We start from the raw sequence: 26,297 nt of genomic DNA on the forward strand, positions 1-26,297 counted from the left end.
TTGCGTCTTGCCGCGTCGCTTGAACGGATCGGTGACTACGCCAAGAACATCGCAAAGCGCACCAGTGTGTTGGTCGAGATGAGCCCGGTCAGCGGCGCGGATGCGGCGTTGCGCCGGATGGCCCGCGAAGTTGAACAAATGCTCAAAGATACGCTGGATGCCTATGTGCGCGGTGATGCCGTCTTGGCCGAAGACGTGCGCCAGCGCGATCAAGAAGTTGACCAGATGTATAACGCGTTGTTTCGCGAATTCCTGACGTTCATGATGGAGGACCCACGCAACATCACGTCATGCATGCACTTGCATTTCATGGCAAAAAATATCGAACGTATGGGCGATTTGACCACGAACATGGCCGAACAGGTTATCTATCTTGTTACTGGCGAAATGCCGGAAGAAGCCCGCCCTAAGGGTGATAAGACGGCCTATGCAGTGACGCCGGGCTAAGAGAGATGGCGCAACAACCCCATGTCTTGATTGTTGAAGACGAGGCAGCGCAGCGCGAGGTTCTCGCCTATAATCTAGAGGCAGAGGGCTTTCGCATCACGCGTGCAGAAAATGGTGAAGAGGCGCTGTTATGCGTCGCAGAAGATGCGCCGGATGTGATGGTTCTTGATTGGATGATGCCAAACTTGTCCGGTATCGAAGTCTGTCGTCAGATGAAAACCCGCACCGAGACGCGCGGCATTCCAATCATTATGCTGTCCGCGCGGTCCGAAGAGGTCGACAAAGTCCGGGGTTTGGAAACGGGCGCTGATGATTATGTCGTCAAACCTTACTCTGTGTCCGAATTGATGGCTCGGGTGCGCGCGCAATTGCGGCGCGTGCGGCCTGCGACGGTGGGCCAATTATTGACCTATGAGGACATTGTTTTAGACGCTGAAACCCACCGCGTGACCCGCGCTGATGCGTTGCTCAAGCTTGGTCCAACAGAGTTCCGCTTGCTGACGACATTGATGGAAAAGCCTGGGCGTGTTTGGTCGCGCGACATGCTATTGGACCGTGTGTGGGGCCGCGATATCTATGTTGATACGCGGACCGTCGATGTGCATGTCGGACGTTTGCGCAAGGTCTTGACGCAAAACGGTGGTGCTGATCCGGTACGGACAGTGCGCGGTGCAGGTTACGCTTTAGGCTAGATCAACTGCCCCATGGCCCGTTTTGATCGGTCGCGCCATCGATGTGCTCAAACCCGTGTGCACCAAAGAAATCACGCTGGCCTTGGATCATATTGGCGGTGCCGCGCGCGGTGCGCATCGCGTCGAAATACGCCAATCCTGATGATAGCGCGGGCAGGGCCAAACCGTGCAAGGCGGCCTGAGCGACGACTTGGCGCAAAGACCCGTGTGTTTCTTTTAGGATCGTTGTGAACTTCGGTGCCATCATCAAATTGCGTTCTGCATCATCGCGCAAAGCTGTGGCCATATCGTCCAACATTGCAGAACGGATGATGCAGCCTTCACGCCAGACCTCGGCGATTTCGGGCAGGGGCAGCGCCCAGCCAAAGTCATCAGAAGCGTTCGAGATCATGCTAAAACCTTGCGCATAACACAGCACTTTGCCCGCCATCAGCGCGCTTTCAAGGGCCGCCAATGTGAGGCTTTCGTGTGGCATGTGCCGCGGGGCTGTACCGAACAAGTCCTCGCCAGCGGCACGCGCCGCGCGTTGTGAAGACAAGTTGCGCGCAACGACGGCAGCCTCGATTGCGGGGATCGGTGCTGCCAGATGCTGCGCTTCGATAACTGTCCAGCGACCGGTGCCTTTTTGACCTGCAGCATCAACGATTACATCCAGCATGGGTGCGCCGGTCTTGGGATCGGTGGCCGCGGCGACTTTGGCTGAAATCTCGATCAGGTAGCTTTTGAGCGGGCCTTGATCCCACGCAGTAAATGTTTCCGCAATTGCAGGGTTTGTCATGCCCAGACCGTCGCGCATGATCCCGTAAACCTCAGAAATCATCTGCATATCGGCGTATTCAATCCCGTTGTGCACAGCTTTGACAAAGTGCCCTGCGCCTTCTTCGCCCATCCATGTGGCACATGGTTGGCCTTTGTGTTTGGCCGAGATCGCATGGAGGATATGTGACACGCGGTCCCAGTGGGCGCGCTTGCCACCACCCATAATCGACGGCCCAAACCGTGCACCTTCTTCGCCACCTGACACGCCAATGCCTAGATACGGCAGATCGCCTGCGTCGCGGGCGCGACGGTTGGTGTCGTGGAAGTTTGCATTACCAGCATCAATGATCAGGTCATCTGCGCCCAAAAGGGGACGCAACGCAGCGATTTGTTCGTCCACTGCTTCGCCTGCAGGGACCATCAGAATGATGGCGCGCGGGGCTTTGATTGCGGCGACAAAATCCTTCAGCGTTTCGGTCGGGCTGATCCGGTTTGCCAGATCGCCCGCATCTTTGTGAAAGCTTTGTGTGGTCGACGTTGTCCGGTTCCAGACCGCGATGTCAAACCCGTTGTCCGCAATATTCAGCGCCATTGCCGCACCCATCGTGCCCAGACCGATCAGGCCTATCTCTGCGTTGCTCATTGGCGCTCCTTTTCGGGGATTGGTCGTTTAGCTGATCATTTGTGGTTGCAGATATTGGACTGCGATGAAGGCCACATAGGCTATCATCATGACGACGCCCATCGGCTTGGTCAGTTTGCCGACGCTGATCATCCAGACTGCAAAAAGAATGGTGACAGCAATCGTTGCCCACAACTCCATGCCCAAAAGGACCGGATCAACCGCCAACGGCTGAATTGCGGCCGTGAGGGCCACGATAGAGAGAATGTTGAACGTGTTGGAGCCGATGATGTTGCCCAAGATCAAACCGACGGATTGCTTGCGGGCGGCGGCGATGCAGGTTGAGAGTTCTGGCAAAGATGTACCAAACGCCACCACAGTCATGCCAATCACGGCCTCTGGCACACCAAGGGCTGTACCGGTTTGCACGGCACCTTGGACCAGCAATTCAGACCCCACAGCCAAAGCAATAACACCGCCTAGCAGTACCAAGACTGCACCCTTCATGGTCTCGATCATCGGGGCATCGTCTGCATCGTCATCGTCTTCCAAGGGCAGGCTGTCAGTTTTGTATTGATAGTAAACAAACGTTACCAAGATCGCGAACATGCCTAGACCAAACGACCGGCTAAAGCTGTCCGTGAGCATACCCACTGTCAAAATGGCCGTCGCGACCAACATCATGCCAAGGTCTTTGGCCAAATGTCTTGGGTTGGCTGTGACGTTAAAGATAAAGGCCGTGGCACCCAGCACCAACAAGATATTCGCAACGTTCGAGCCAAGCACATTGCCCAACGCAATGCCCGGATACCCGGACAGGTTGGCGTTTACGGATGTGAACAGTTCTGGCACCGATGTACCGAACGAAATGATCGTGGCCCCGATGAATAAAGGCGAAAGTCCGGTGCTTTTGGCCAAAAACACCGCGCCTTCGATCATCCAGTCGCCGCCTTTGATCAGCAGATACAGACCGAATGCCATTGCACCTGCGGATAATACAAAAAGCTCGTAGGTGCTAAGTTCAAACAAGTGTGTTTTCCTGGGTGGTGATCAGATGCGTCGTGCGGGTCTTGGTCGAATAGCTGATTTCAAGGCGAAGTGTAATAGGTATTGTTGCAGCTTGTCTGTACGTAGGATGCGGGGCCAACATAAAAAAGAGCGGCGTTGCCGCCGCTCTTTTAAGTCATAGGATCAGTTGCTTAAGCGATCGCTTTTGGTCGCGTCATTTGCGCCAGAAAGTAAAGGCCAACGGCCAGGCCTATGCCAACCAGATCAGTCACCAAACCACCCGCAATCATACAAAGCGCTGCGAGCAAAAGGCCGATCCGGATTGGCCACGCCGCACGGTCGCCAACCCACCAGCCTTGAACGCCAGAAGACAGCAAGAACACGCCAAAGACAGCTGTCGCACCTGCACGGATGATCTCCGGCCATGTGCCATCCATCAAAATCGCGCCATTGTAGAAGAACATGAACGGCACGATGAACGCCGAAATGCCAATCTTGAATGATGCAACTGATGTGGCCATCGGATTGGCCCCCGATATGCCCGCCGCCGCATAACTGGCGAGCGCAACGGGGGGTGTGATCGCCGACACTACCGCAAAGTAGAAGACAAAGAAGTGTGCGGTCAGCAGTGGAATACCCAGTTGCACAAGACCCGGCGCAACAACCGAAGCAGCAACAGCGTAAGCGGCAGTGGTTGGCATACCCATGCCGAGCATGATCGCGATACACATCGCAAAGAACAGCGCCATCAACTGGTTTGTTTCTGCGATGTTCAGTAGAACGGACGAGAACCGTGCGCCAACGCCTGTCAACGAAATCACACCCACGATGATACCTGCACAGGCACAAACCGCGATGATCTGGATCGACATGATGCCCGCCAGCTCGAATGCTTTGGTCACCGATCTGATCCCCATGCGGTAGGGCGTGAACCAGCTAACCACAGCGGCAGAGGCCGTGGCCAATGTACCTGCCCGAATGACCGAGTAGCCCATGAACAATGCTGCAATCAAAATGATGATTGGTAGGAACAAGAACACGCGGCGGATCATGTCTTTGACCTTAGGCAGTTCGTCCTCGCGCATGCCGCGCATGCCAAGCTTAGCTGCCTCAAAGTCGACCATAAAGTAGATCGACACGAAATACAGGATCGCAGGGATGATCGCGGCGATTGCGATGTCTGTGTATGGAATGCCTGTGATTTCGGCCATGATGAATGCACCAGCACCCATGATCGGCGGCATTATCTGACCACCTGTGGATGCCGCTGCTTCAACTGCACCTGCGGTTGTTGGCTTGTAGCCTACCTTTTTCATCAGCGGGATCGTCAATGAACCTGTTGCAACAACGTTGCCTGCCGATGTGCCGTTGATCATACCCATCAGGCCCGATGCAAAGATCGCCACTTTCGCTGGACCACCTCGGGAGCGACCCGCAACTGCAAAAGCGAAGTTCACGAAATAATCGCCAACCTTTGAGGCCTGCAGAAAGGCCGCGAAGATGATGAACAAAATGATGTAGGTTGAAGAAACGGCCGTTGTTGGTCCAAGGATACCTGCGTCGGTATAGACTTGGCTAAAGAACCGTTGCCATGTGATGTCAGGGGAATTCAAGAAGCCCGGCAGCAGATCGCCTACAAACACGTAGACAAGAAACACGCCCGAAATAATGATCAGCGCTAGACCTGCGACGCGGCGGGTCAGTTCCATAATCAAAGCTGTACCTGCAACTGCGGCAAGGCTCATCCCGATGGGTGCAAATGGTGTGCCGGTAGAGTTGCGCATCAACGTACCGAAGATAGTGATCAGGTACATCGCGACTGCAACACCGCAAACACCCAAGACCAGATCGGCAGGGGCAATGGTGCCGCGCACGCGGGCACGCGTCCAACCAAGGACGATACCTGCTGTAGTAGCGATCAATAGTGGCACGCCGTAATGATAAATCTCGGCTGATCTGATGCCAGCATCCATGCCATTCCACATCACGCCGCCTTGAATCTGGGCGGCGAATGAAAGTGCTGTGTAACAGGCATATAGGGCAGGGATCAGTGCGGCATATGCTAAATAGTCAAGCGGGCTTTGCTTGTCTTCATCCGCGTCAGGAAATGCGCGGGCGGAATAAAGCAGGAAGCCCAAGATCAATGCGCCTGCGATGTGAACAATACGGAAGTTCCAAGTTTCCATCGGGAAAACAGGGAGCAATGGGATATCGATGCCTGTCCATCCACGAATAGACCAACCATTCAAGGCCGCCATGTGGAACAGTGCGTAAAAAGCTGAAACCCCTGCGATCAGCAGATAGGTACGGCCTTCAAAGATGCGGCGGTTATGTTCAACCGGTTCTTCATCCACGCCTTCCGCCAAAACGGGACCTTCTGTCAAATCATCTTTTTGGGTATCGGTTGTCATAATAATGTCCTCGCATGCGGCTAGAATACCCTTGCGGGCTGTAAGCTTGCATCAAACGTATCGGAAAAAGTCAAAAGTGCCGAGGCCGCATTTCAAACGCGGCCTCGGACATGATCCGGGCTTAGTTGCCGAAGATCTGGTCAGCAGGAATGTCGGCGCCTGCGTTTTCGATGAACCATTCAGCCGCACCTGGGTGCCACATCATGACGCCTGCGTTCTTTGTGTAGTTCTCTGGAACTGATGAACGGGCTGCACGGTGGATGTTCACCATACGCTCGTTGTCGGACATGACGACATCAACCGCTGCTTTGACAAAGGATGCTGGCAGATCACAGTTTGCGATCGCAAAGTTCCACATGGAAACGGAACGCGCTGGTGCTTCCAATGTTGTGTATGTGTCAGCTGCGATGTCGAAAGACGCAACCGGGAACGCTGCCATAATCGTTGTTTGCTCTGCCTCGGTAAACTCGATGATGTTTACGTCAGTTTGCACTTCCAACTGGCTAACAGCAGGAACAGGTACACCAGCTGCGAACGCAATTACGTCCAGCAGGCCGTCCTGCAATTGGCCACCAAGGTCGCCCCAACCGCCATTGCGGCGCTCAAAGTTTACACCCAGTTCTTCCATCATGCGTGGGAAGTACGTGTCGGATGTGGAGCCCGCTGGGCCAAAACCGATGCGTGCGCCATCAGGGATGTCCGCGATCGATGTAATACCGGATGATGCCAGTGCAGTAACCGAGAACGGTGTCTGGTACATCGGGAACATTGCACAAGCGTTGGTCATTTGCAGACCTGGTGCGATCGGGTTTGTACCGGCGATGGATTCAGCTGCTGGACCCATTGTGGTCATGCCGAACTGTGCGTCGCCTGTGTGGACAAGCGCCATGTTCTGCATTGGTCCACCAGTGACTTCGCCGCCACCTGTCAGGCCCAGTTCTTCTGCTACCAAGTTTGCCCAGCCGGAGCCGTATGCAAAGTATGTGCCGCCTTGGGAAGCTGTTCCAACTGTAAAGCTGGTTGGCCAATCTGTCTTGTCGATGTGGCCGTCTGCGAATGCTGTTGTGGCCGTCAATGCGGTTGTCGCAATAAGCGCTACTAGTTTCATGTGTGGTCCCTCCACTAAATTTAACCGACCTCTCCCGGGTCGGGTCGTGACATAATCACTGGGTGAGTAATTAGGTCGCATGGCGGGTTGGTCCATGATCCATGCTGACCAAACAACCAAGCGGGGGGAATGTTTGCGATAACAGAATGTAAATAATTCGCGCAATGGGTCGGAAAGGGGGCAAACGGGTCAGTTCGTGGGTCGCAAAGGGTACATTTTAGGCACCGCTGTCTGCATCCGCCTTCGATAGCCCGTGCTTTTGCATCTTCTCATAAAGCGCTTTGCGCGACAAACCCAACGCTTCGTAGGTCTGTTTGAGGCTGCCGCCATGGGCCGTGAGTGCGGCAGCAATGAGGGATTTCTCGTGTGCGGCTACGCGGGCTGCAAGGCTTTGAACTGCGTCGTCGCTTTGGTTTGCTGCCGGATCAAGGCCAAGTACAAAGCGGTCCGCCGCATTGCGCAACTCGCGCACATTGCCCGGCCAGGCTTGGGTTGCCATTTGTGACAGCACCGCAGGCGGGACGTCTGGCACTGGTTTGGAATAACGGGCTGCCGCTTGCGCTGCGAGGTTCAAGAACAGCGAGGCAATATCATCGCGCCGCGCCGACAATGGTGGCACGGTGACGGTGACAACGTTGAGACGGTAAAGCAAATCTGCCCGAAAACTCCCTGCGGCGACGGCGAATTCCAAATCGGTTTTCGCAGCAGCAATCACACGAATATCAAGTGCGATGGGATCATTGGCCCCCAACCGCGTGATTTGCCGTTCTTGGATGGCATGCAAGAGCTTGGCTTGGATTGGGACGGGCAAGCTGTCAACTTCGTCCAAGAACACCGTTCCTTGGCGCGCAAATTCGAATTTTCCGAACCGCGCCCGCATCGCACCGGGAAATGCGCCGGCCTCATGGCCAAACAATTCGGTTTCGACAAGACCCTCTGGCAGGGCGGCACAATTGATATGCACGAACGGATGTGGCGCGCGCGCAGACAGATCATGCAAAGCCCGCGCGGTAAGGTCTTTGCCGACACCCGTCGCACCTGTGATCAATACATCGGCGTCAGTCGCCGCAATTGCCCGCACCGATTTTCTTAAACCGACCATGGCGTCGGACCGGCCAATCAATCGTGCCTCTAACTTGTCACGCCCGCCGACTTCGCGTTTCAGCGCACGGTTCTCGATCGTCAGTCTGCGTTTGTCCAAGGCGCGTTGGATGATGCTGACAAGACGCGATGGAGCAAAAGGCTTTTCAAGAAAGTCATAGGCACCTTCGCGCATCGATTGCACGGCCAGATTAACGTCTCCATGACCTGTAACAAGGATCACAGGGAATTCGGGGTCAATCTCAAGCGCTTTGCGCATCAGCCACAGACCGTCGTGATCGGGCATGCGGATGTCGGTGACCAGCACACCGTCAAAGCCGCGACTGATCTGTGCCAATGCAGGTTCGGCGCGGTCCAAGATCATCGCTGGAATGTCAGCGAGCATCAACGTTTGTCCGGTCGCTGTGCGTAACTCTTCTTCGTCGTCAACAAAAAGGACGGTCTGTGTCATTGGGCTGCGACCTCTTTTGGGGTGGTTTCCTGAAGCGTTACCGTGAACACCGCCCCGCCGTCGGGGTGGTTTTGCGCGCTTAGTACCCCTCCGAAATCAGAGACAATATTGAACGAAATCGACAACCCTAACCCAAGACCTTTGCCGGGGGCCTTGGTGGTGAAGAACGGATCGAAAATGTTGGCCACATGGTCGGGATCTATCCCTGCGCCCGTGTCGCGCACACTTATCGTGGGGCCTGCAACTGTGATCGTGACTTGCCCGTGTGACTGATCCTCCATCGCGTCGAGCGCATTGTTAATCAGGTTCACGATCACTTGTTGCAAGCGCACATGCCCGCCCGTCACCCATGTCTCGTTGCTGGGTGGATCATAGATGATTTCACCGCCTTCGGACCCAAGACGCATTTCGACGACGGCAAGCGCGTCTTGAATGACCGCATTCAACAAAAGCGGCCCTGTGGCCTGTTGTGGGCGGCGGGCGAAATTGCGCAGGTGCGACGATATCGTCGCCATCCGGTCGACCATCTTGGAAATGCGGTCAAGGTTGTCGCGGGCCTCTGGGACGCGATCGCGATCTAAAAATGCACCAGCGTTGTCAGCATATGATTTCACGGCCGCAAGGGGTTGATTGAATTCATGGCTCAGTGCGGCAGACATTTGCCCCAGCGCTGACAACTTGCCGGCTTGGATCAAATCCGTCTGGGTTTGTTTCAAATCTGCCAAAGCTGCTTGCAAGTCCGACGTCCGTGCGACAACGGCTGCTTCCAAGATGCGTTTTGCTTTTTGTTCTTGGGCCATGGCTTCTGTTTGGCGGGTCTGCTTGAGCAGATAAGCCAAAAGTGCTGCAAGCGTCAAAAGTGCCATGAGCCCCGCGATGAGCAGCGTATTAAGTGCATTCAGCGTCGCGGGCCGCGTGGCCGTCAGGGATGACATCGTCCAATCCAGATCGGTCAGCCGCTGCGACGTGCGCACAAAGCTCTCGGGTTGCGCGCCTTCGATATCAATCAACTGGGCATCAGCGGACAGCGGCGTTGCCGTAATTGGCAAGATGTCGATCCGGTCAATCGGGTACTGCAGGTTCTGCGCGATCAGCCGCAATGTCGCATCACTAAGGGGACGTATGGCCCGAAAGTGCCAGTCCGGGCGCGACGACATAAACACAAAGTCATTGCGATCAATCACCATCAGATCGCTTTGCGCGCCGCGCCAGATGCTATCAAAGGCGGCGATGTTAAACTTGATCGCCAGCACGCCGACAATACGTTCGCCTTCTTCCACGGGGGCCGCGTAAAAGTAGCCACGTTCGCCGGTGGTGGTGCCATAGACCGAAAAACTGGACAGATCACCGTTCAAAGCTTGGTTGAAATAAGACTGGTAGCTAAAATTCCGGTCAACGTAGCTGCCTGCATCGCGGTATGATGCAGCCGCAACTGTCCGCCCCGAGATATCCATCAGATAAACATCCGTGGCTTTGACTGTCGCAGCAGTCTGGCGCAAATCCTCGTTGACCACCGCGCGCAGCGTCAGGTTTTCAGGGTCCAGCAAAAGAGCCGACAGTTGCGGACGTTCACCGATCAAAGCGGGCAGGGGCGCATACCGGTCCAAAGTGGCCCGCAGGCTTTCAACCGCAAGCTTGAGAGGAACCGCGTCTTGGGCAGCTTGCTGGCGCATGTAATGGCGTTCAAGGGCTGGAAATGACGCAGCACCAATCAACCCGGTTAGAACGGCGATGGCTGCGACAAACCCAAAGATGCGGTGGCGGGACAAATTCATCCGCCATTTATGCGGCAGGGGCGCATTGTTTTACAATCGTCTATTTTGCTTGATTGACCGGCGCAAATTCGCGTGTTGACGCTACGTTCACGAAATTACTGCAACCGGTTGCAAATAAAGGAATCGCGGTTAGAGTGAGGGACAACAACCGGGGGGAAACTGCATCCAATGCTGCCAATTGGCCTAAATCACATGACAGTTCCGTGTCTTTCAGCGCGGGATATGCTGGATATGGCGGTTTCGCTCGGGTGCACGGGTGTTGAGCTACGCAATGATTTGGGCCGACCGTTATTTGATGGTGAAGATGCTGCTGAATTTGGGAATGCAGCAAAACAGGCAGGTATAAAGATTTTTGCATTGGCCGAAGTCAAAGCCTTTAACGCGAACCCACTAGATAATCGTGACGCCGCAACGGCACTTATCAAAACGGCCGCATCTTGCGGGGCAGAGGGTGTCGCACTGATCCCTTTGGTCGCGGACACCATGATTTCACGTGCTGATCAACGCAACGCACTGCGCGAAGCTTTGGATGTTTTGCAGCCAATTTTGACCGATCACCGCATGGTTGGTTTGATCGAACCCTTGGGTTTCGTCCAAAGCAGTTTGCGCCACAAAGATGATGTGGTTGCTGTGTTGGACGCAATGGGCAGACCGGATTGTTTCGAAATGATCCACGATACATTTCATCATCACCTTGCCGGTGACACAACGATTTACCCCGACCTGACGGCACTTGTTCATATCTCTGGCGTAACTGATCAACGGCCAAACACAGATCAAATGACCGATGCACACCGCGTTTTGGTTGACGAAAATGACCGCTTGGGAAACATCGCACAATTGCGCAGTTTTCAGGCCGTTGGCTTTACTGGTCCCGCGTCATTCGAGGCCTTCGCGCCAGAAATTCACGACATGACTGATCCGGCCACCGCTTTGGCCGGGTCCATCGCATTCATCACGTCGCAGCTGACTGAAACATCAGCAGGTGCAGCGTGATGAACCAATCGCCTCATTCAGAGGCTCCCGGTATTCATAAACGTGCGCCGGGCACGATCATTGGGAGGAAAACAATGAAAAAGATCCTTATGGCCGCTGGCCTTACAACGCTCATGATGGGCACAACCGCAATGGCAGAACTACAAATCGGTGTGTCCGTTGCGCGTTTTGACGACAACGGCCTGACAGTTATGCGCAACGGCATGACCGCTTTTGACGATGCAAGCGACGAAGTCAGCTTGCAGATGGAAGACGCTACTGACGATGTGGCCAAGCAGCTTGACCAGATCAATAACTTCATCGCGTCTGGCGTTGATGCGATCATCGTGAACGCAGTCGACACAAACGCGACTGAGGCGATGTCGAATGCAGCAGCAACGGCTGGCGTGCCACTGGTTTACGTCAACCGTCAGCCTATCAACATGGCGACACTGCCAGAAGGCCAAGCGTTCGTTGCATCAAACGAAATCGAATCCGGTACATTGGCCGCATTCCAGATGTGTCGTCAGCTGCGCGCTGAAGGCAAAGCTGGTGGTGCACGTGCATATGTTCTGGTCGGTCAGCTGTCCAACCAAGCGGCTGTTCAGCGCACAAAAGACTTCCATGACGTGATCGGCATGGACATGTGTAACTTCATCACCATCATCGATGAGCAGACAGCAAACTGGTCACGCGACGAAGCAAACGACCTGATGACAAACTGGTTGTCCTCTGGCGATGAATTCGACGCAGTCTTTGGCAACAACGACGAAATGGCACTTGGTGCTATTCAAGCGATGAAAGCATCCGGCATTTCCATGGATGACGTCGTCGTCGGTGGTGTTGACGCGACTTCAGACGCGCTGCTGGCGATGTCCGTTGGAGACATGGACGTGACAGTATTCCAAGACCTTGCAGGTCAGGGCGCTGGTTCCATCGAGACAGCAATGGCGCTGGTGAATGGCGAAGCGGTCGATAAGGCCGTCTTCATCCCGTTCAAGCTGGTCACACCAGAAAACCTTGCTGACTTCCAGTAAGTTACTGATCAAACTATAAAGTTACGGGGCAGCATGCGTTGCCCCGTTTCCCCCCATTGCACCAAAAGGGAGCTGGCAGATGTCAGATGGAAGCGAAGGCACAGGCGGCCTTACATTCGACAAATCAAAACGCAGTTGGCCAAATGAGCTGAACGTCTTCGGCGCGCTGATTTTGATCATCATCATCTTTGAAGTCTTAGGTGCAATCTTTATGCAGCAAAGTTTGCTGTTTGACACACGCGACCGCTTTGACAGTATTTTCAATGAAGCACGTCTGCGCATTATTATTATTCAAGTCGCGATCATCGGCATTATTGCCCTTGGCGTCACGCAGGTGATTATTACGGCGGGCATCGACCTATCTTCAGGATCTGTCGTCGGTGCCACGGCAATGATCGCGATGAGTTTCGCCCAAGTCGCCGAAGTGAACGGCGCAATGAACCCCAAAGCCATTTTCGGCCCATCTTTCCTTGACCTTCCTGTGGTGATCCCAATCATTGTTGGTTTAACGGTTGGCACGCTGGCGGGGGCCATCAACGGTCTGCTTGTGGCCTACGCCCGCATTCCCCCTTTTATTGCCACGCTTGGCATGATGCTATTTGCGCGCGGCGTCGCGCAGTGGTGGTCCTTGGGTAACCCTGTGTCGTTCCCGACCGAAAGCTACGCGAAAATCGGCGCTGGCATGATGCCTGTGATCATCTTCTTGTCGCTGGCAGTGCTGTTTCACTTTATCATGAACTACACCGTTTACGGCAAACACACTTACGCCATCGGATCAAACGAGGCTGCAGCCCGTATGTCCGGCATCAACGTACCGCGTCATTTGATGCTGGTTTACATGATCGCAGGGGGCCTTGCAGGATTAGCGGCAGTTATCCTGACGTCCAAGAACCTGACCGCGCAGTCGGGCATGGGTTTATCCTATGAGCTTGAGGCGATCGCCATGGCCGTTATTGGCGGCGTGTCGCTCTTTGGCGGGCGCGGCTCGATCATCGGTACTGTTATTGGCGCACTGATTATCGGGGTGATCACCTCTGGTTTCACCTTCCTGCGGCTAGGTGCTTTTTACCAAGAAATGGTCTTGGGCTGTATCATCGTCGGTGCGGTCGCACTTGATCAATGGCAACAACAACGCGCTGCGTCGCGGTCGTAAGGGGGACTAAGCAATGTCAGATATCATTCTGGAAACCAAAGGCCTGACCAAACACTATGGTGGCGTGCATGCCCTTGAGGACGCGGATTTTATCCTCAAACGTGGTGAACACGTCGCGATTATGGGTGACAACGGGGCGGGCAAATCGACCTTTGTGCGCCAGATCACCGGCGTCGAACAACGCACCCGTGGCGAGGTCATTTTTGATGGTGAACCAGTGTCTTTCGCAGGACCATTGGATGCGCGCGAGGCAGGCATTGAGACGGTATTTCAAACTTTGGCGCTAGCCGATGATCTGAACGTGCCCGACAATCTGTTCTTGGGCCGTGAAAAGACCAAGTGGAACTGGCTTGGCCCGTTTCGCCTGTTGGATTATAAATCGATGCGCGAAGACACGATGGCGGGTCTGGTAAAAACCGGCGTTAAAATTCCCAACATCAAAAACACGATTGCCAACATGTCGGGCGGTCAACGCCAGTGTGTAGCGATCGCGCGTACAGCGACTTTTGCGTCAAAGTTGACGATCATGGACGAGCCGACAGCGGCCTTGGGTGTGCAGGAAACTGCACAGGTTGAAAACATCATCCGTACACTCAAAGAACAAGGCGAAAGCTTGATCCTTGTGTCGCACAACATGCGCCAAGTGTTTGATCTTGTTGACAGGATCATCGTGTTCCGGCGCGGCCGCATGGTGGCCAACCTCAACAAAGAAGACACCAATGGCGAAGATGTTGTTGCTTATATCACAGGCGCGAAGACAGGGGCCGAATATGAAGGCGCCGCCTAGTCGCGCAAAGCTATTTGACCTGGCGGTTCCGTTCTTTTTACCGATGTGGCGGCGCGTTCTCGCCGTCACAGTGCCAATTCTTTGGTCGTTCTTAGAATTTTCGACGGCGAATTACTTCTGGGGCTTGATCTTTATGGGCCTTGGCGGGATTGCCGCGTATAAGTTTCGGATCGCGGACTGGGAAGCTGTTGCAGCAGAGGCCGCGAAGGCAAAAGAAGACACGTAAGGGGCGCGAACAGTGGCGGTGACACTCAAGGATGTAGCGAAACGCGCTGGTGTCTCACGGTCCGCCGTTTCCCGCACCTATACCGAAGGTGCGTCGGTTTCTGATAAAACCCGCGCCAAGGTTGAAAAGGCCGCCGATGCCTTGGGCTATAGCCCTAATGCGCTTGCCTCGTCCTTGACGACGGGCCGCACCAAACTGATTGGTCTGGTCTCGAACAACTTTCACAACCCGATTTTTCTAGAGGTCTTTGATCTGTTCACCAAGGGCCTGCAAGCACGCGGGTTGCGGCCTTTGCTGGTGAACCTGACGGATGAAGTGAGCCCCGAAAATTCGTTGCGCATGTTGCGCGCTTATTCGGTGGATGGGGTGATCGTCGCATCTTCGACGTTACCTGCAAGCTTTGCCGAAGGGTTCAAAGACGCAGGGGTGCCTGTCGTGCATTCTTTCGGGCGGCAATCCGTTAACCCTCAGGTCGATGTGTTGGGCATCGACAACCGCGCCGCTGGACGTTTGGCTGCTAAAACATTGATCGCAAGGGGCTATAAGCGGTTGGCATTCTTGGGTGGCCCCGAAATGGCGACCTCGACCCAAGACCGTTTGGCAGGCTTTGCAGAAGTCGTTCTGGCCGATCCGTCCCTGACCTTGAGCGTCAGTTACGCCACCAATTATTCGTTTGATGCAGGCCGTGCAGAGATGTCACGTCTTTTGACGTCAAACCCAGCAGAGGCTTATTTTTGCGGTGATGATGTTCTGTCCATCGGGGCGCTGTCGGCGATCCAGTCTGCGGGGCTGCGCGTGCCAGAAAACTTCGGAATCATCGGCTTGAACGACATGGAAATGGCAGGTTGGGCGAACATAAATCTGACGACATTGCGCAATCCGATCAAAGATATCGTTGCAGCATCAATCGAACTAATCGAAGCCGCCTTGAAAGACGACAGCCGCGACCCGGAGGCGCGGCTGTTTGATTGCCAAATCGTGGAAAGGGGCACGCTGCGCCCCTTGCCGTAACTAGCGGAACATGGGCGGACGTGCGTCCAGCCATTTGCCTTCTGCTTTGCCAGATTGTGCCACCGCATAAACTGCCGCCATTGACCGCAAGCCGTCTTCGGCACGTGGATAAAGGTTCGCCGCAGGGTCCATCGTACGACCTTCTTTGCGCGCGCTGATCGCTTCGGCCAAATCGCAATAGATATTTGCAAATGCCAGCGGCATACCTTCTGCATGGCCGATGGTCACACGGCTGGTGCGGTCTGCTTCGGGGGACAAGTTCGCCTCGCCGCGCTCGATAACCTGCAGGCGTTCGCCTAAGGGCATATAGTACAACTGGTTTGGCTGCTCTTGGCTCCAACGCAAGCCACCCGTTTCACCAAAGACCTGTATACCAAGCCCGTGCTGACGCCCGATCGCGATAGAACTGGTCCAAAGCCGCCCGACAGCACCGCCATCCATGCGAAAATTGACCATCGCGTCGTCTTCGAGCGTGCGTACATCGATGCAAGACACCGTATCGGCAGACAGTTTCGTGACTTCTTGGCCGGTTACAAAGCTTGCCATATGCATCGCGTGAATGCCGCAATCAGCAAACTGCGCCGATACGCCAGCCTGCGCCGGATCATAGCGCCAGCGCACACGTGGATTGTCGGCATCTGTAGCATCAGCATGGTGGCCATGTGCAAACTCTGCATTCACGACACGGACCTTACCGATGTCGCCGCGCGCAATCATTGCCCGCATGTGGCGCACCAGCGAATAACCGGTATAGCCATAGTTTACCGCACAGATATTGCCGGTTTTCTTGGCGATCTCGACGATCTCTTCGCCTTCCTCAACCGTCATGGTCATTGGCTTTTCACACAAGACGTGAAAACCGTTTTCAAGGAAGGCTTTGGTGATTTCAAAGTGGGTAGAGTTCGGTGTCGCAACCGTAACCAGATCAACGCGGTCATCGCGCTTTTTCTCGGCTTCCAGCATCTCTTGCCAACCGCCATATGCGCGGTCGCCGAGACCAAGTCGCTTGCCGTAATCAATGCCGTATTCAGGCCGGTGATCCAGTGCGCCTGCGGTGAATTCGAAAAGGCTGTCGAGGCCCGAACCAAGGCGGTGAGCGGGTCCAATCTGGCTGCCTTCACCGCCGCCGATCATGCCCCATTTAAGTTTTGTCATGGCTTTGTCTTTCGTAAGGGGGCTTAAAAGCCGATTGATTCAAGGTATTTACGGTTACTTTCGGCGTCCTCAAGCGGAGTGCCGGGCAAGGACGGATCGCAGTCTTGTTCGACAGTGCACCAACCTTCAAATCCGGCGTCCAGCAGCACTTGGCGGACGGCAGAGAAATCGACATCGCCTTGGCCTAAGTTGCAGAAAATGCCCTGACCACAAGCTTTGTAGAAATCGGTGCGGTTTGCCACGACATCGGCTTTCACGGCCGGATCAATGTCTTTGAAATGCATATAGCTGATGCGGTCAATGTGCCGCTTCATGAACGCGACCGGATCATAGCCAGCATAGGAATGATGGCCCGTATCAAAGCAGATTTTCAGGATGCTTTCGTCGACTTCATCCAAAAGACGCTCTAGCTCGGGTTCAAAGTCGATAAAGCCTGCAGCGTGGGCATGCATGCCTACGGTCAGGCCGTATTCTTCGGTGCCCATTTTGGCGATTGTCGCGATGCGGTCGCGGAATGCGGACCATTCCGCGTTATCCATCTGCTCGGCTTCATCTGCGCGGCCCGCGGTTGGTGCGCGGCGCGGCGAGATACTGTCGATCAACACCAGATGTTTGGCGCCGTGTGCGACCAATGCTTTGCAGGTGCGCACTGACGCGTCCATGACTTCGTCCCATTTGGCCGCGTCGTGGAACGGGCGGAAAACAACGCCGCCGATGATGCTTAGGTCGTTCTTTGCCAGCTCGTCTGACAGGATTGCAGGGTCTTCTGGCATGTAGCCGATTGGCCCCAATTCAATCCCTTTGTAACCCGCGCCAGCACATTGGCTAAGCACGGACTGCCATGTGGGGTAGGCGGGGTCAGAGGCGAATTCGATGCCCCAAGAGCAAGGCGCGTTACCGATTTTGATCATGTGTTTGGTCTTTCTGAATTAGTAATCAGCGACATTGACCCAAGCGCCTTTAGCGCTGGAATCAAGGGCGGCAGTGACGATGCGGTTCACTTCAAGGCCTTCGTCAAAGGTCGGCCAGATGTTGGTTTTTGTGGCAATGGCGGTCAGGAAATCCTTGGCTTCGATGATGATCTGATCTTGATAACCTGTGCCATGTCCCGGTCCTTGGCAGAAGGGCAGGTAATCGGGATGTGTAGGACCGGTCAAGATTTTGCGAAAACCACGTTCGGCTTCTGGACCGTCCATTGTGTAAAGATGTAGGGCGTTCTGGTCTTCTTGGTCAAACCGGATCGACCCTTTTGTGCCATGTATTTCATAAGCATAGCCCATTTTACGACCTGTCGCCACGCGGCTAAAGAACAGATGCCCCTGTGCGCCGTTTTCAAAGCGGCACATAAACTGTGCTTGATCATCGTTGGTGACATCAAGATCACCGCGCTTGGCGTGAACGGTTTCAACGCTTGCACTAAGGGACGCAATCGGACCGATCAGCGCGCGTGCGCCATTAATCATATGTGGCGCTAAATCACCCATGGTCCCATTGGCGCTACCTTGCGTGCGCCAAGAACCGGGCAGGGCAGGGTCGGCCAAGAAATCTTCGGTATGTTCGCCACGAAACCATGTGACGTCGCCAATGCGCCCGTCGGCGATTAATTGGCGGGCAAATTGTGATGCAGGTGTGCGGATATAGTTAAAGCCAACCATGTTGATCGCACTTGATGCCTGTGCTGCATCATTCATCGCGATTGAATCCGCGAGGCTGGCACCCAGTGGTTTTTCGCAGAACACTGGCTTGCCCAATGCGAATGCTGCCAACGCTATTTCGCGGTGCGTGTTCTGTGGGGATGCGATGACAATCGCCTCAACTTTCGGGTCATTCACCAACACACGCCAATCAGCGGTGCTGCGCGCAAAACCAAACGCAGTTTCATAGCGCATGGCAGAGGCGGGTGATGATGCGCAAACCATCTCAAGTCTTGGCTTGAGAGTTGTTTCAAAGAGCGTGCCAACAGCGCTATAGGCGGCCGCATGTGCCTTGCCCATATAACCGCCGCCGATGATGCCAATACCGATGTCTGTCATCTTGGAACACTCCTCAAAAACCGGTTGCAACCGGTTGCAAATTTGGTATCGTTCTTTTATGCCTAAGGTCAATAAGCAATCGTGGCCAAAGCACACTTCGTGCGTTTCTGGGGGGACATCATGGGGCAATCTGTGCAGACAGTCACGCTAACAACAGCGCAAGCCATTGTGCGGTATTTGGCGAACCAATACATCGAAATTGATGGTGTTGAGACCCGCGTTTGTGGCGGTGGCTTCGGTATTTTCGGCCACGGTAACGTGACCTGTCTGGGCGAGGCGTTTTACGACAACCGTGACGCACTGCCGCTTTATCGTGGGCAAAACGAACAAGGCATGGGCTTTGCGGCGGCTGCTTATTCCAAAGCATGGCTGCGTCGTCGCTTTATGTTCTGTTCTGCGTCTGCTGGTCCGGGCACTGCGAACCTGTTAACTGCTGCGGCCTTGGCGCATGCGAACCGTTTGCCGATGCTGATGCTGTGCGGGGATGCGTTCCTGACGCGTCTGCCTGATCCGGTTTTGCAGCAACTTGAACACTACGGAAACCCGACATTTGGCGTGAATGATGCATTCAAAGCAGTGAGCCGTTTTTGGGATCGGATCACGCATCCCGCGCAAATCCTTCAATCGCTGCCGGCAGCTTTGGCGACCATGTTGGACCCTGCCGATTGCGGCCCAGCATTCATTGGCTTACCGCAAGATGTGCAGGGCTGGACCTATGATTATCCGGTCAGTTTTTTCGACAAGCGCGTGCACCGCATTCGCAGGCAAGCCCCCGACATGTTTGAAATTGCAGATGCGATCAGGCTGTTGCGCGCGGCAAAACGCCCGATGATCATCGCGGGCGGTGGTGTGCAATATTCAGGCGCCGTGGCGGAACTCACTGCTTTTGCAGAAGCGGCCCATATTCCTGTGGTCGAAACCATCGCTGGACGCGCCAATATGGTACATATTCACCCGTTGAACATTGGTCCTATAGGTGTGACCGGATCGGACAGTGCTAATAATGTAGCAGAGCAGGCAGATGTAATCCTTGCGATTGGTACGCGTCTGCAGGACTTCACGACAGGGTCATGGACGGCCTTTGCGCATGACGCCAAGATTATCGGCTTGAATGCGGCGCGCCATGATGCGGCAAAACACATGTCGGCGACAGTCGTTGGTGATGCCAAGCTGAGCCTTGAGACGCTCGCGACAGAAATGTCAGGCCATAAAGCGCCTTCGGACTGGACTGCGCTGGCGCAGGCTGAACGCGCCAAATGGAACGACTACGTTTCCGAAAACACACGCGTCGGAAATGGACCTGCCTCTTATGCGCAAGCGATTGGTGAAGTGAACCGCTTGTGTGGTCCGCGCGACCGCGTCGTGGCTGCAGCAGGTGGGTTGCCCGCAGAGGTCACGGCGAACTGGAAAACGCTTGATATCGGCACAGTCGATGTGGAATTCGGTTTTTCTTGCATGGGATACGAAATCGCTGGCGGATGGGGCGCGCGGATTGCGCAGTCGCAGATGGAGCCGGACAGCGATACGATCGTATTTACCGGTGACGGGTCCTATCTTTTGATGAACTCTGACATCTATTCTTCTGTTTTAACGGATAAAAAGCTGATTGTCCTTGTGCTGGATAACGGTGGTTTTGCGGTCATCAACAAGTTGCAGAATAACACTGGCAACGAAAGCTTTAACAATCTGATAGCGGACACGCCGACCGCAACGCGTCAAGTAAGCGTTGATTTTGAAGCACATGCGCGTGCGATGGGCGCTGTGGCTGAAACGGTTAGTTCGCCTGCCGAACTTGAGGGTGCGTTCAAGCGTGCCAAGGCCGCTGACCGCACTTACGTCATCTGCATGAAAGTCGACCCATACGAGGGTTGGACGACCGAAGGCCATGCTTGGTGGGAAGTGGGCACGCCGCATACGACGACTTCGGACAAAGTTCGCGACGCGCATGTTGATTGGGAATCGTCACGCCACAAGCAGCGGAAGGGCGTGTAGATGTCAGCACTTTTGAAGGGCATCCGCGCGAATAACTTTGTCGTCGTTGGACGTGCTGGGATTGACCTTTACACTGACGCAGGTGTCGCGACCGAGGATGCGGAAACTGTCACCGTCGGTCTTGGCGGGTCATCCGCAAACATTGCTGCGGGCATTTGCAAGCTGGGCGGGCAGGCGTCGCTGGTCACACGTGTCTCTGACGATAGCATCGGCAGTTACTGTATAGGTCAGCTTAAACGGTACGGCGTTGGCACCGAATACGTGACGCCAGTAGGTGGCGAATTTCGCAACTCGTTGGCATTCTACGAAAGCCGCGTCGAAGGCCACCGCAGCGTGATTTACCGCAATGGTGCCGCTGATTTTCAGATGGATTCAGGCAATGTCGCTGCCGTGGATTACGGCAAATTTGGCGCGCTGATCACTGCAGGAACGGTTTTTGCGGCGGATCCATCGCGCAGCGCCACGTTTGAAGCTTTTGAGCGTGCAAAAGCGGCGGGATTACCGATCATTTTCGACGTTGATTACCGTCCGTACTCGTGGACGTCGCCGCAAGAAGCCGAAGACGTGCTAAGCCGCGCTGCCGCCGCTTCTGATATGATTGTCGGAAATGACGAAGAATTTGGCTTCATGGCAGGCGACATCGAAATGGGCTTGGCTAAGGCACGCGCACTGGCCGAAAGCACAGCCACTATTGTTGTTTATAAGATGGGCGAAAAGGGTGCTGTGACATTTGCGGATGGACAAGAAATCCACACCGGTATCTGGCCGGTTACGGCATTAAAGCCAACCGGGGCAGGCGATAGCTTTATGGCGGGACTTGTCACCGGATTAGCGCAAGGCCAAGACTTGCGCGACGCGATTTTGCGCGGTTCGGCTTGTGCATCTATTACCGTTTCGCGGCCCGGCTGCGCACCTGCGATGGCCGACACGCCTACACTTGAAACATTCATGGCCGAACATCCTGGCCCGACCGCCCATTAAAAGGAAAACGACATGCATATCCCTCCGTTCGACAACCAAAACAGACCGATTGTGGATATTGATGATCCGACCGTTCCGCTGAATTACTTCAACATCGTCAAACTGACAAAGGGCCAAGCCTTTGAATATATGGTGCCGGGCTATGAAACCTGCATCGCACCAGCGACGGGCACCGTTGATATTGATATCGAAGGTTTCAAAGCAAACGGCATCGGTCAGCGCACCGAAGACGTCTGGGATGGCGAACCAGAGGGCGTTTATGTACCAGTCGGCGTCAAAGCGCAGATGGTATGTACATCAGACGAGGCCGAAGTCTTCATCTGTGGCGCGCGTTACGAAAAGGTGCTGGATGCGTTTGCTGTCCGTGCGGATGAGCTGGACATGGTCCAATACGGGTCGGATGACACAAAAACCCACCGCAAAATCAAACACATACTTGGCACAAAGTACCACGGCAAAGTTGGCCGCTTGCTGGTGTCTGAACTGTTCACAGTGGGCGAGGGCGGTTGGTCCGGTTTCCCGAGCCACAAGCACGACACTGACCGTTTGCCGATTGAGACGCGGCACGATGAGACATATAACTTCCGGTTCAAGCCCAACCACGGCTCTGGCGTGCAGATGTTGCAGCGCGAAGACGGCAGGGCGGGTGATGCTTACCACATTGTTGATGGGTCCACGATTTGCCTTGATAGCGGGTATCACCCTTGTGCGGTGCTGCCGGGGTATCAGATGTATTATTTCACGATTCTGGGTGGCTTGTCACAGCGCAGCTTGGTGCAGTATTTCCAGCCTTCGCATGCCTATCAGATCGAAACGATTCCCGGCATTAAAGACATGATTGCCAAATTCAAATGACCCTTGTGACTCTGAAAGATGTGTTGCAACCGGCGTTGCGGGATGGCTACGCTGTGGGCGGTTTGGTCACTTTGGGTTGGGAAGATATGCGCGCTTTTGTGGCCGCAGCCGAGGCTGAAAACTGTCCAGTGATCTTGCAAGCGGGGCCGGGGTGTCGCGCACATACGCCATTACCCGTTTTGGGAAAACTGATGCGGTATTTGGCAGAAAATGCGAGCGTACCAGTCGTGGCGCATTTGGATCACGGCTATACCTATGATGAATGTTCTGAAGCGTTGGACGCTGGCTTTACTTCGCTGATGTTTGACGGGTCGCGCAAACCGTTGGCGGACAACATTAAAGAGACTCTGCAAATCGTTGAAATGGCACATAAAGCTGGAATTTCCTGCGAAGGCGAGATCGGTTTTGTGGGGTATTCCGGCGGCGAGGCGTCAGCCGGAACAGATCCGGCAGAGGCCGCGCTATTTGCGGCTGAGACGGGTGTTGACGCGATGGCGATCTCGGTTGGTAACGTTCATCTACAACAAGACAAAGAAGGCGGGTTGGATACGCCACGCATCGCGGCAATTCAGGCTGCCACCAACACGCCCTTGGTGATCCACGGCGGATCAGGTGTGCCTATTGCACAGCGTAAGCAATTGGCCACGCAGACAAATATTTGCAAATTCAACATAGGAACGGAACTGCGCATGGCCTTTGGGGCAGCATTGCGCGACGCCGTGAATAGTGATCCTACGCGCTTTGATCGTGTTTCCATCCTAAAAGAAACCCACGATCCCGTCATGGCGGCAGCACGCGTCGTCTTGCGTAATTTGAGAGGACAAGGCATTGATTAACATCGGAATTTTGGGCTGCGGCCGGATCGGTCAAGTCCACGGCGCGACTTTGCGAGGTATGCGTAACGCACGGGCAGTGGCGGTCGCTGACGCAATGCCCGCCGCTGCCGCAAGCTTGGCTGCAACGTTGGATGCACGGGTCATGGACACCGCCGCATTGATCAATGACCCTGGCATTGATGCTGTCATCATTGGCACGCCAACAACGACGCACTACGATCTGATCCACGCGGCAGCAGCGGCTGGAAAGGCCATTTTTTGCGAGAAACCGATCGATCTATCCGTCGCGCGGATACATGATTGCCTCGCTGCTGTTGAAAAAGCTGGCGTGCCGTTTATGACAGCATTCAACCGTCGCTTTGACCCCAACTTTGCCCATCTACAAGCCCAGATAGAAGCGCAAGTAATTGGTAACGTTGAACTTGTTACGATTTTGTCACGTGATCCGTCACCGCCGCCGATCGGCTATGTGAAAACATCCGGCGGGATTTTCCGGGACATGATGATCCATGATCTGGATATGGCGCGCTTTTTGCTGGGTGAAGAACCGGTTTCATTGACGGCAGCCGCGTCATGTCTGGTCGATCCAGAAATAGGCGAGGCGGGTGATTTCGACACGGCAGTTGTGACGCTGAAAACCGCGAGCGGGAAATTGTGCCAAATCTCGAACTCGCGCCGCGCGACCTATGGGTATGATCAACGCATCGAAGTGCACGGCAGCCTGGGAATGCTGCGAGCGGACAACATGCTGGAAACAACGGTCGAGTTGTCGAACGCTGCAGGGATGTGCAAAGCACCAACGCAGCCTTTTTTCCTCGAACGCTACGCAGCTGCATATCGCGCCGAGATGGTTCATTTCGTGACAGCATTGGAGACCTGTAAAGCGGTCATGCCAACGGGACAGGACGGTCTAAAGGCCCAGATTCTGGCAGATGCGGCAGATGCAGGCGCACGCGACGGGTTGGTAAAGATGATTGGGGTTTGAAGAAAGCGACAGGTCAGGAACAACTTCGATTTGTGTTGGTGTTTTGCACTTTTCAACAAACAAAGGGCCTTTAAGGGTATCTAAACAGAATACGTATAATCAGTATTATGTAATATCAGCTAAAATTTACCTGTGGAATTTGTAACAAGCTCTATCTGGCTGAACCAAAATGATTGCCTCTTTAACACCGCATACAAGTGCTGAACGCAACCAAGGGAGTTTCCGGATTGACCAACCGCGACTAAACTCGCTTTGCCCGTTCTGCCAATAAGCGTCTGCGCAAGTGTTGGCGAGTGCGTCTTACAATTTTATCGTGATAGGTCGGTAGGATCATGTTGGCAATTTCCGGAGCGATCTTCTTTTCTGTTAGTTTCTCGCAGACAGGATTCCTGTCATGAAGAAAAAGCAAAACGTTCTGTTGAAACCAAGGTAAAATGTTTGGATCACGTCGAAATATGTTCCTAAACGGATCATAGGTACCATACCCATTATTAAGGAATTTCTTGCACCAGTATTCTTGCCACTGTTCATTTTTGTGTCCCTTACCCCCCTGTCCACCAATAGCCGCAGAGAACACGACAGCATCAGAGAGTGAGCAAAGGTTACTTACGAAGCTGTCGGCGCGTTCAGGTGCGAGATGTTCTGCAACTTCAATGCTACAACATACATCGAACCGGCGGTCTAAAGAAAAAGGCTGTTCAAGATCAAGACGCTTGTAACTGTCTGATGCAAGTACCATGCTATCTTCATCCAGCCATGTACCTTCGAGACCCAGAACGTCAGCACCACTGGCAGCAATTTCTCTTATGAGAAGACCTATTCCACAACCCACGTCGACAACACTCTGCGGCCCGAGGGTAGCGACGATTGCTTGAGCAAGCTGGGAGTTTGAGTACTTACGTTTCTCTATTTCGGCGTGATGCTCTTGATGCATGCTCCTATACAGAATGGCGGACGCAGTTGCTTGTGGCTCCGGGAACACCGATTGTTTGGATTCCTCAATATTTGAAGACGTGTTTTGCATTACGACTTCTGGGTAACCCTCACCAATAATCTTTGCGATTGCGAGCTTGGGTTTTATTTTCTGCGCCAGCCGCTCGATCCCGTCAGCGACTGCTTGGGACCAACGAAGAATTGAAGTATCTTTGTCTGAATTAAGGTTCAGTTGACTATAATAATTTCGATTATAGCGTGTTTCCGAATTGAAATTCGGCATTCCAATCCGCCCTCTAGCCTTCTTGAAATCAAAAAGTAGTCGCGTTCTGACTGCGTAATGATTTATTTGCGCTATTTCCCAACCTGCTTCCGAATCTGCTATTTTCCCTCTTTTTTTACCTGCTACCCACTGGCGCATGTACTTGTTTTCGCTGTCTAGCTGGACAGATTTGGAGGATAAGAAGTGTCCTCCATGCTCCCAGAAGGATGGTACAAGGATTGGCTTGTGCTGTGAAATGTCTGAGACGTCATTACCAAATCTGAAGAATGTTTTCACGTTCTGCCACGCTTCTCCCGGGGCCGCACAGCGGCTAAATGGTTCTGCAAGGAAAAGACCAGGAAAGATACTCTGCCCCGCGTCCCCAAAAACTCTCCAAGAAATGCACATGCCACGCGCATCGCCCATGCTCTCAGCTAACTCAGAAACTCTGCCTCCTCCGACATGGATATTTAGGAACTCATCTGCATCAAGCCAAATGGCCCAATCCCCGTCAGGAATTAGAGCTTTTTCGATTGTCGATTGGTTGACTTGGTCGGCTATCGGTTTGTCTTTTTGTGTTGGCGCGCTTTGCTAAGCGCGCGCCACTGGACTGATTTGCGGCCGCCACTGTGGTTTCTGACATGGGTTACGATCCCCATTGCTTCTAATCGGTCCAACATGTGGTCGGTCCCGTCGTCACAA

Annotated in this window: 23 protein-coding genes; 13 read left to right on the forward strand and 10 right to left on the reverse strand. The window is 54.2% G+C overall.

Annotation, left to right across the window (positions count from 1 at the left end; translation table 11 throughout):
- On the forward strand, positions 1–447 hold a 447-nt coding region (gene phoU / locus QZ197_RS04715; protein WP_296430592.1), incomplete at its 5' end, for a phosphate signaling complex protein PhoU.
- A 5-nt stretch (positions 448–452) separates the two neighbouring features.
- A complete protein-coding gene (phoB, locus tag QZ197_RS04720; protein WP_296430594.1) occupies positions 453–1,139 on the forward strand; it encodes a phosphate regulon transcriptional regulator PhoB in 687 nt (228 codons plus the stop codon).
- Between the two features lies 1 nt (position 1,140).
- Here phoB and gndA read toward each other — a convergent pair whose 3' ends face one another.
- The 6 genes from gndA to QZ197_RS04750 form a co-directional block, all read right to left on the reverse strand.
- Positions 1,141–2,541, reverse strand: coding sequence for an NADP-dependent phosphogluconate dehydrogenase (gene gndA, locus QZ197_RS04725; protein WP_296430597.1), 1,401 nt, complete (start codon positions 2,539–2,541; stop codon positions 1,141–1,143).
- A 27-nt stretch (positions 2,542–2,568) separates the two neighbouring features.
- Positions 2,569–3,549: a calcium/sodium antiporter gene (locus tag QZ197_RS04730; RefSeq protein ID WP_296430599.1), complete on the reverse strand. Its 981-nt coding sequence runs from the start codon at positions 3,547–3,549 to the stop codon at positions 2,569–2,571.
- 170 nt (positions 3,550–3,719) lie between these two features.
- Positions 3,720–5,939 (reverse strand): TRAP transporter permease, encoded by a 2,220-nt coding sequence (locus QZ197_RS04735; RefSeq protein ID WP_296430602.1) that lies wholly within the window; start codon positions 5,937–5,939, stop codon positions 3,720–3,722.
- A 121-nt stretch (positions 5,940–6,060) separates the two neighbouring features.
- Positions 6,061–7,047 carry a TAXI family TRAP transporter solute-binding subunit gene (locus QZ197_RS04740; RefSeq protein ID WP_296430604.1) on the reverse strand — a complete coding sequence of 329 codons (987 nt, stop codon included), beginning with the start codon at positions 7,045–7,047 and terminating at the stop codon, positions 6,061–6,063.
- Between the two features lie 217 nt (positions 7,048–7,264).
- Positions 7,265–8,599, reverse strand: a complete 1,335-nt coding sequence (locus QZ197_RS04745; protein ID WP_296430606.1) for a sigma-54 dependent transcriptional regulator — start codon at positions 8,597–8,599, stop codon at positions 7,265–7,267.
- Positions 8,596–10,374 (reverse strand): ATP-binding protein, encoded by a 1,779-nt coding sequence (locus tag QZ197_RS04750; protein ID WP_296430608.1) that lies wholly within the window; start codon positions 10,372–10,374, stop codon positions 8,596–8,598. The genes QZ197_RS04745 and QZ197_RS04750 overlap by 4 nt, the downstream gene beginning before the upstream one ends.
- A gap of 192 nt (positions 10,375–10,566) precedes the next feature.
- Between QZ197_RS04750 and QZ197_RS04755 the strand changes: the two genes are divergently transcribed.
- From QZ197_RS04755 to QZ197_RS04780, 6 genes are all read left to right on the forward strand, one after another.
- On the forward strand, positions 10,567–11,370 hold the full coding sequence (locus QZ197_RS04755) for a TIM barrel protein (protein ID WP_296430610.1): 804 nt from the start codon (positions 10,567–10,569) through the stop codon (positions 11,368–11,370).
- Positions 11,371–11,444: 74 nt separating this feature from the next.
- The gene (locus QZ197_RS04760) at positions 11,445–12,386 is read left to right on the forward strand and encodes a substrate-binding domain-containing protein (protein ID WP_296430611.1); all 942 of its coding nucleotides are present in this window, start codon (positions 11,445–11,447) and stop codon (positions 12,384–12,386) included.
- A gap of 79 nt (positions 12,387–12,465) precedes the next feature.
- Positions 12,466–13,539, forward strand: a complete 1,074-nt coding sequence (locus tag QZ197_RS04765) for an ABC transporter permease (protein ID WP_296430613.1) — start codon at positions 12,466–12,468, stop codon at positions 13,537–13,539.
- A 13-nt stretch (positions 13,540–13,552) separates the two neighbouring features.
- Positions 13,553–14,326 carry an ATP-binding cassette domain-containing protein gene (locus QZ197_RS04770; protein WP_296430615.1) on the forward strand — a complete coding sequence of 258 codons (774 nt, stop codon included), beginning with the start codon at positions 13,553–13,555 and terminating at the stop codon, positions 14,324–14,326.
- Positions 14,310–14,552: a hypothetical protein gene (locus QZ197_RS04775; RefSeq protein ID WP_296430617.1), complete on the forward strand. Its 243-nt coding sequence runs from the start codon at positions 14,310–14,312 to the stop codon at positions 14,550–14,552. The genes QZ197_RS04770 and QZ197_RS04775 overlap by 17 nt, the downstream gene beginning before the upstream one ends.
- Before the next feature lie 12 nt (positions 14,553–14,564).
- A complete protein-coding gene (locus tag QZ197_RS04780) occupies positions 14,565–15,563 on the forward strand; it encodes a LacI family DNA-binding transcriptional regulator (RefSeq protein ID WP_296430620.1) in 999 nt (332 codons plus the stop codon).
- Here QZ197_RS04780 and QZ197_RS04785 read toward each other — a convergent pair whose 3' ends face one another.
- Genes QZ197_RS04785 through QZ197_RS04795 form a run of 3 tightly spaced genes read right to left on the reverse strand, consistent with a single transcriptional unit; the run spans position 15,564 to position 18,751 of the window.
- Positions 15,564–16,718, reverse strand: coding sequence for a Gfo/Idh/MocA family oxidoreductase (locus QZ197_RS04785; protein ID WP_296430622.1), 1,155 nt, complete (start codon positions 16,716–16,718; stop codon positions 15,564–15,566).
- A 23-nt stretch (positions 16,719–16,741) separates the two neighbouring features.
- Entirely contained in the window at positions 16,742–17,629 is an 888-nt protein-coding gene (locus tag QZ197_RS04790; RefSeq protein ID WP_296430624.1) for a TIM barrel protein, read from the reverse strand.
- Between the two features lie 18 nt (positions 17,630–17,647).
- Positions 17,648–18,751, reverse strand: coding sequence for a Gfo/Idh/MocA family oxidoreductase (locus tag QZ197_RS04795; protein WP_296430626.1), 1,104 nt, complete (start codon positions 18,749–18,751; stop codon positions 17,648–17,650).
- A 120-nt stretch (positions 18,752–18,871) separates the two neighbouring features.
- Here QZ197_RS04795 and iolD point away from each other — a divergent pair, with 120 nt between their 5' ends.
- From iolD to iolG, 5 genes are read left to right on the forward strand one after another with little or no spacing between them, the layout of a single operon-like run.
- On the forward strand, positions 18,872–20,743 hold the full coding sequence (iolD, locus tag QZ197_RS04800; protein ID WP_296430640.1) for a 3D-(3,5/4)-trihydroxycyclohexane-1,2-dione acylhydrolase (decyclizing): 1,872 nt from the start codon (positions 18,872–18,874) through the stop codon (positions 20,741–20,743).
- Complete coding sequence (locus QZ197_RS04805; RefSeq protein ID WP_296430629.1) at positions 20,744–21,724, forward strand: PfkB family carbohydrate kinase; 981 nt, start codon at positions 20,744–20,746, stop codon at positions 21,722–21,724.
- A 12-nt stretch (positions 21,725–21,736) separates the two neighbouring features.
- Positions 21,737–22,579, forward strand: a complete 843-nt coding sequence (locus tag QZ197_RS04810) for a 5-deoxy-glucuronate isomerase (protein ID WP_296430631.1) — start codon at positions 21,737–21,739, stop codon at positions 22,577–22,579.
- Positions 22,576–23,415, forward strand: coding sequence for a class II fructose-bisphosphate aldolase (locus QZ197_RS04815; RefSeq protein ID WP_296430633.1), 840 nt, complete (start codon positions 22,576–22,578; stop codon positions 23,413–23,415). Before QZ197_RS04810 ends, QZ197_RS04815 begins: the two co-directional genes overlap by 4 nt.
- The gene (gene iolG, locus QZ197_RS04820; protein ID WP_296430635.1) at positions 23,408–24,400 is read left to right on the forward strand and encodes an inositol 2-dehydrogenase; all 993 of its coding nucleotides are present in this window, start codon (positions 23,408–23,410) and stop codon (positions 24,398–24,400) included. Before QZ197_RS04815 ends, iolG begins: the two co-directional genes overlap by 8 nt.
- Before the next feature lie 241 nt (positions 24,401–24,641).
- Here the strand turns inward: iolG and QZ197_RS04825 are convergent, their stop codons facing one another.
- A complete protein-coding gene (locus tag QZ197_RS04825) occupies positions 24,642–26,021 on the reverse strand; it encodes a class I SAM-dependent methyltransferase (RefSeq protein ID WP_296430637.1) in 1,380 nt (459 codons plus the stop codon).
- Between the last annotated feature and the right edge of the window lie 276 nt (positions 26,022–26,297).

Origin of the sequence: Yoonia sp., from assembly GCF_017854415.1 — a bacterium.
GTDB lineage: Bacteria > Pseudomonadota > Alphaproteobacteria > Rhodobacterales > Rhodobacteraceae > Yoonia.

Bases quoted from the DNA above. Each gene is read 5' to 3' on its own strand.
- QZ197_RS04760 (WP_296430611.1), top strand. From the start codon at position 11,445: ATGAAAAAGATCCTTATGGCCGCTGGCCTTACAACGCTCATGATGGGC.
- QZ197_RS04795 (WP_296430626.1), bottom strand. From the start codon at position 18,751: ATGACAGACATCGGTATTGGCATCATCGGCGGCGGTTATATGGGCAAG.
- phoB (WP_296430594.1), top strand. From the start codon at position 453: ATGGCGCAACAACCCCATGTCTTGATTGTTGAAGACGAGGCAGCGCAG.
- QZ197_RS04750 (WP_296430608.1), bottom strand. From the start codon at position 10,374: ATGAATTTGTCCCGCCACCGCATCTTTGGGTTTGTCGCAGCCATCGCC.
- QZ197_RS04785 (WP_296430622.1), bottom strand. From the start codon at position 16,718: ATGACAAAACTTAAATGGGGCATGATCGGCGGCGGTGAAGGCAGCCAG.
- QZ197_RS04775 (WP_296430617.1), top strand. From the start codon at position 14,310: ATGAAGGCGCCGCCTAGTCGCGCAAAGCTATTTGACCTGGCGGTTCCG.
- QZ197_RS04810 (WP_296430631.1), top strand. From the start codon at position 21,737: ATGCATATCCCTCCGTTCGACAACCAAAACAGACCGATTGTGGATATT.
- QZ197_RS04805 (WP_296430629.1), top strand. From the start codon at position 20,744: ATGTCAGCACTTTTGAAGGGCATCCGCGCGAATAACTTTGTCGTCGTT.
- gndA (WP_296430597.1), bottom strand. From the start codon at position 2,541: ATGAGCAACGCAGAGATAGGCCTGATCGGTCTGGGCACGATGGGTGCG.
- QZ197_RS04755 (WP_296430610.1), top strand. From the start codon at position 10,567: ATGACAGTTCCGTGTCTTTCAGCGCGGGATATGCTGGATATGGCGGTT.
- QZ197_RS04745 (WP_296430606.1), bottom strand. From the start codon at position 8,599: ATGACACAGACCGTCCTTTTTGTTGACGACGAAGAAGAGTTACGCACA.
- QZ197_RS04765 (WP_296430613.1), top strand. From the start codon at position 12,466: ATGTCAGATGGAAGCGAAGGCACAGGCGGCCTTACATTCGACAAATCA.
- QZ197_RS04790 (WP_296430624.1), bottom strand. From the start codon at position 17,629: ATGATCAAAATCGGTAACGCGCCTTGCTCTTGGGGCATCGAATTCGCC.
- QZ197_RS04770 (WP_296430615.1), top strand. From the start codon at position 13,553: ATGTCAGATATCATTCTGGAAACCAAAGGCCTGACCAAACACTATGGT.
- QZ197_RS04740 (WP_296430604.1), bottom strand. From the start codon at position 7,047: ATGAAACTAGTAGCGCTTATTGCGACAACCGCATTGACGGCCACAACA.
- QZ197_RS04815 (WP_296430633.1), top strand. From the start codon at position 22,576: ATGACCCTTGTGACTCTGAAAGATGTGTTGCAACCGGCGTTGCGGGAT.
- QZ197_RS04735 (WP_296430602.1), bottom strand. From the start codon at position 5,939: ATGACAACCGATACCCAAAAAGATGATTTGACAGAAGGTCCCGTTTTG.
- iolD (WP_296430640.1), top strand. From the start codon at position 18,872: ATGGGGCAATCTGTGCAGACAGTCACGCTAACAACAGCGCAAGCCATT.
- QZ197_RS04825 (WP_296430637.1), bottom strand. From the start codon at position 26,021: ATGGGCGATGCGCGTGGCATGTGCATTTCTTGGAGAGTTTTTGGGGAC.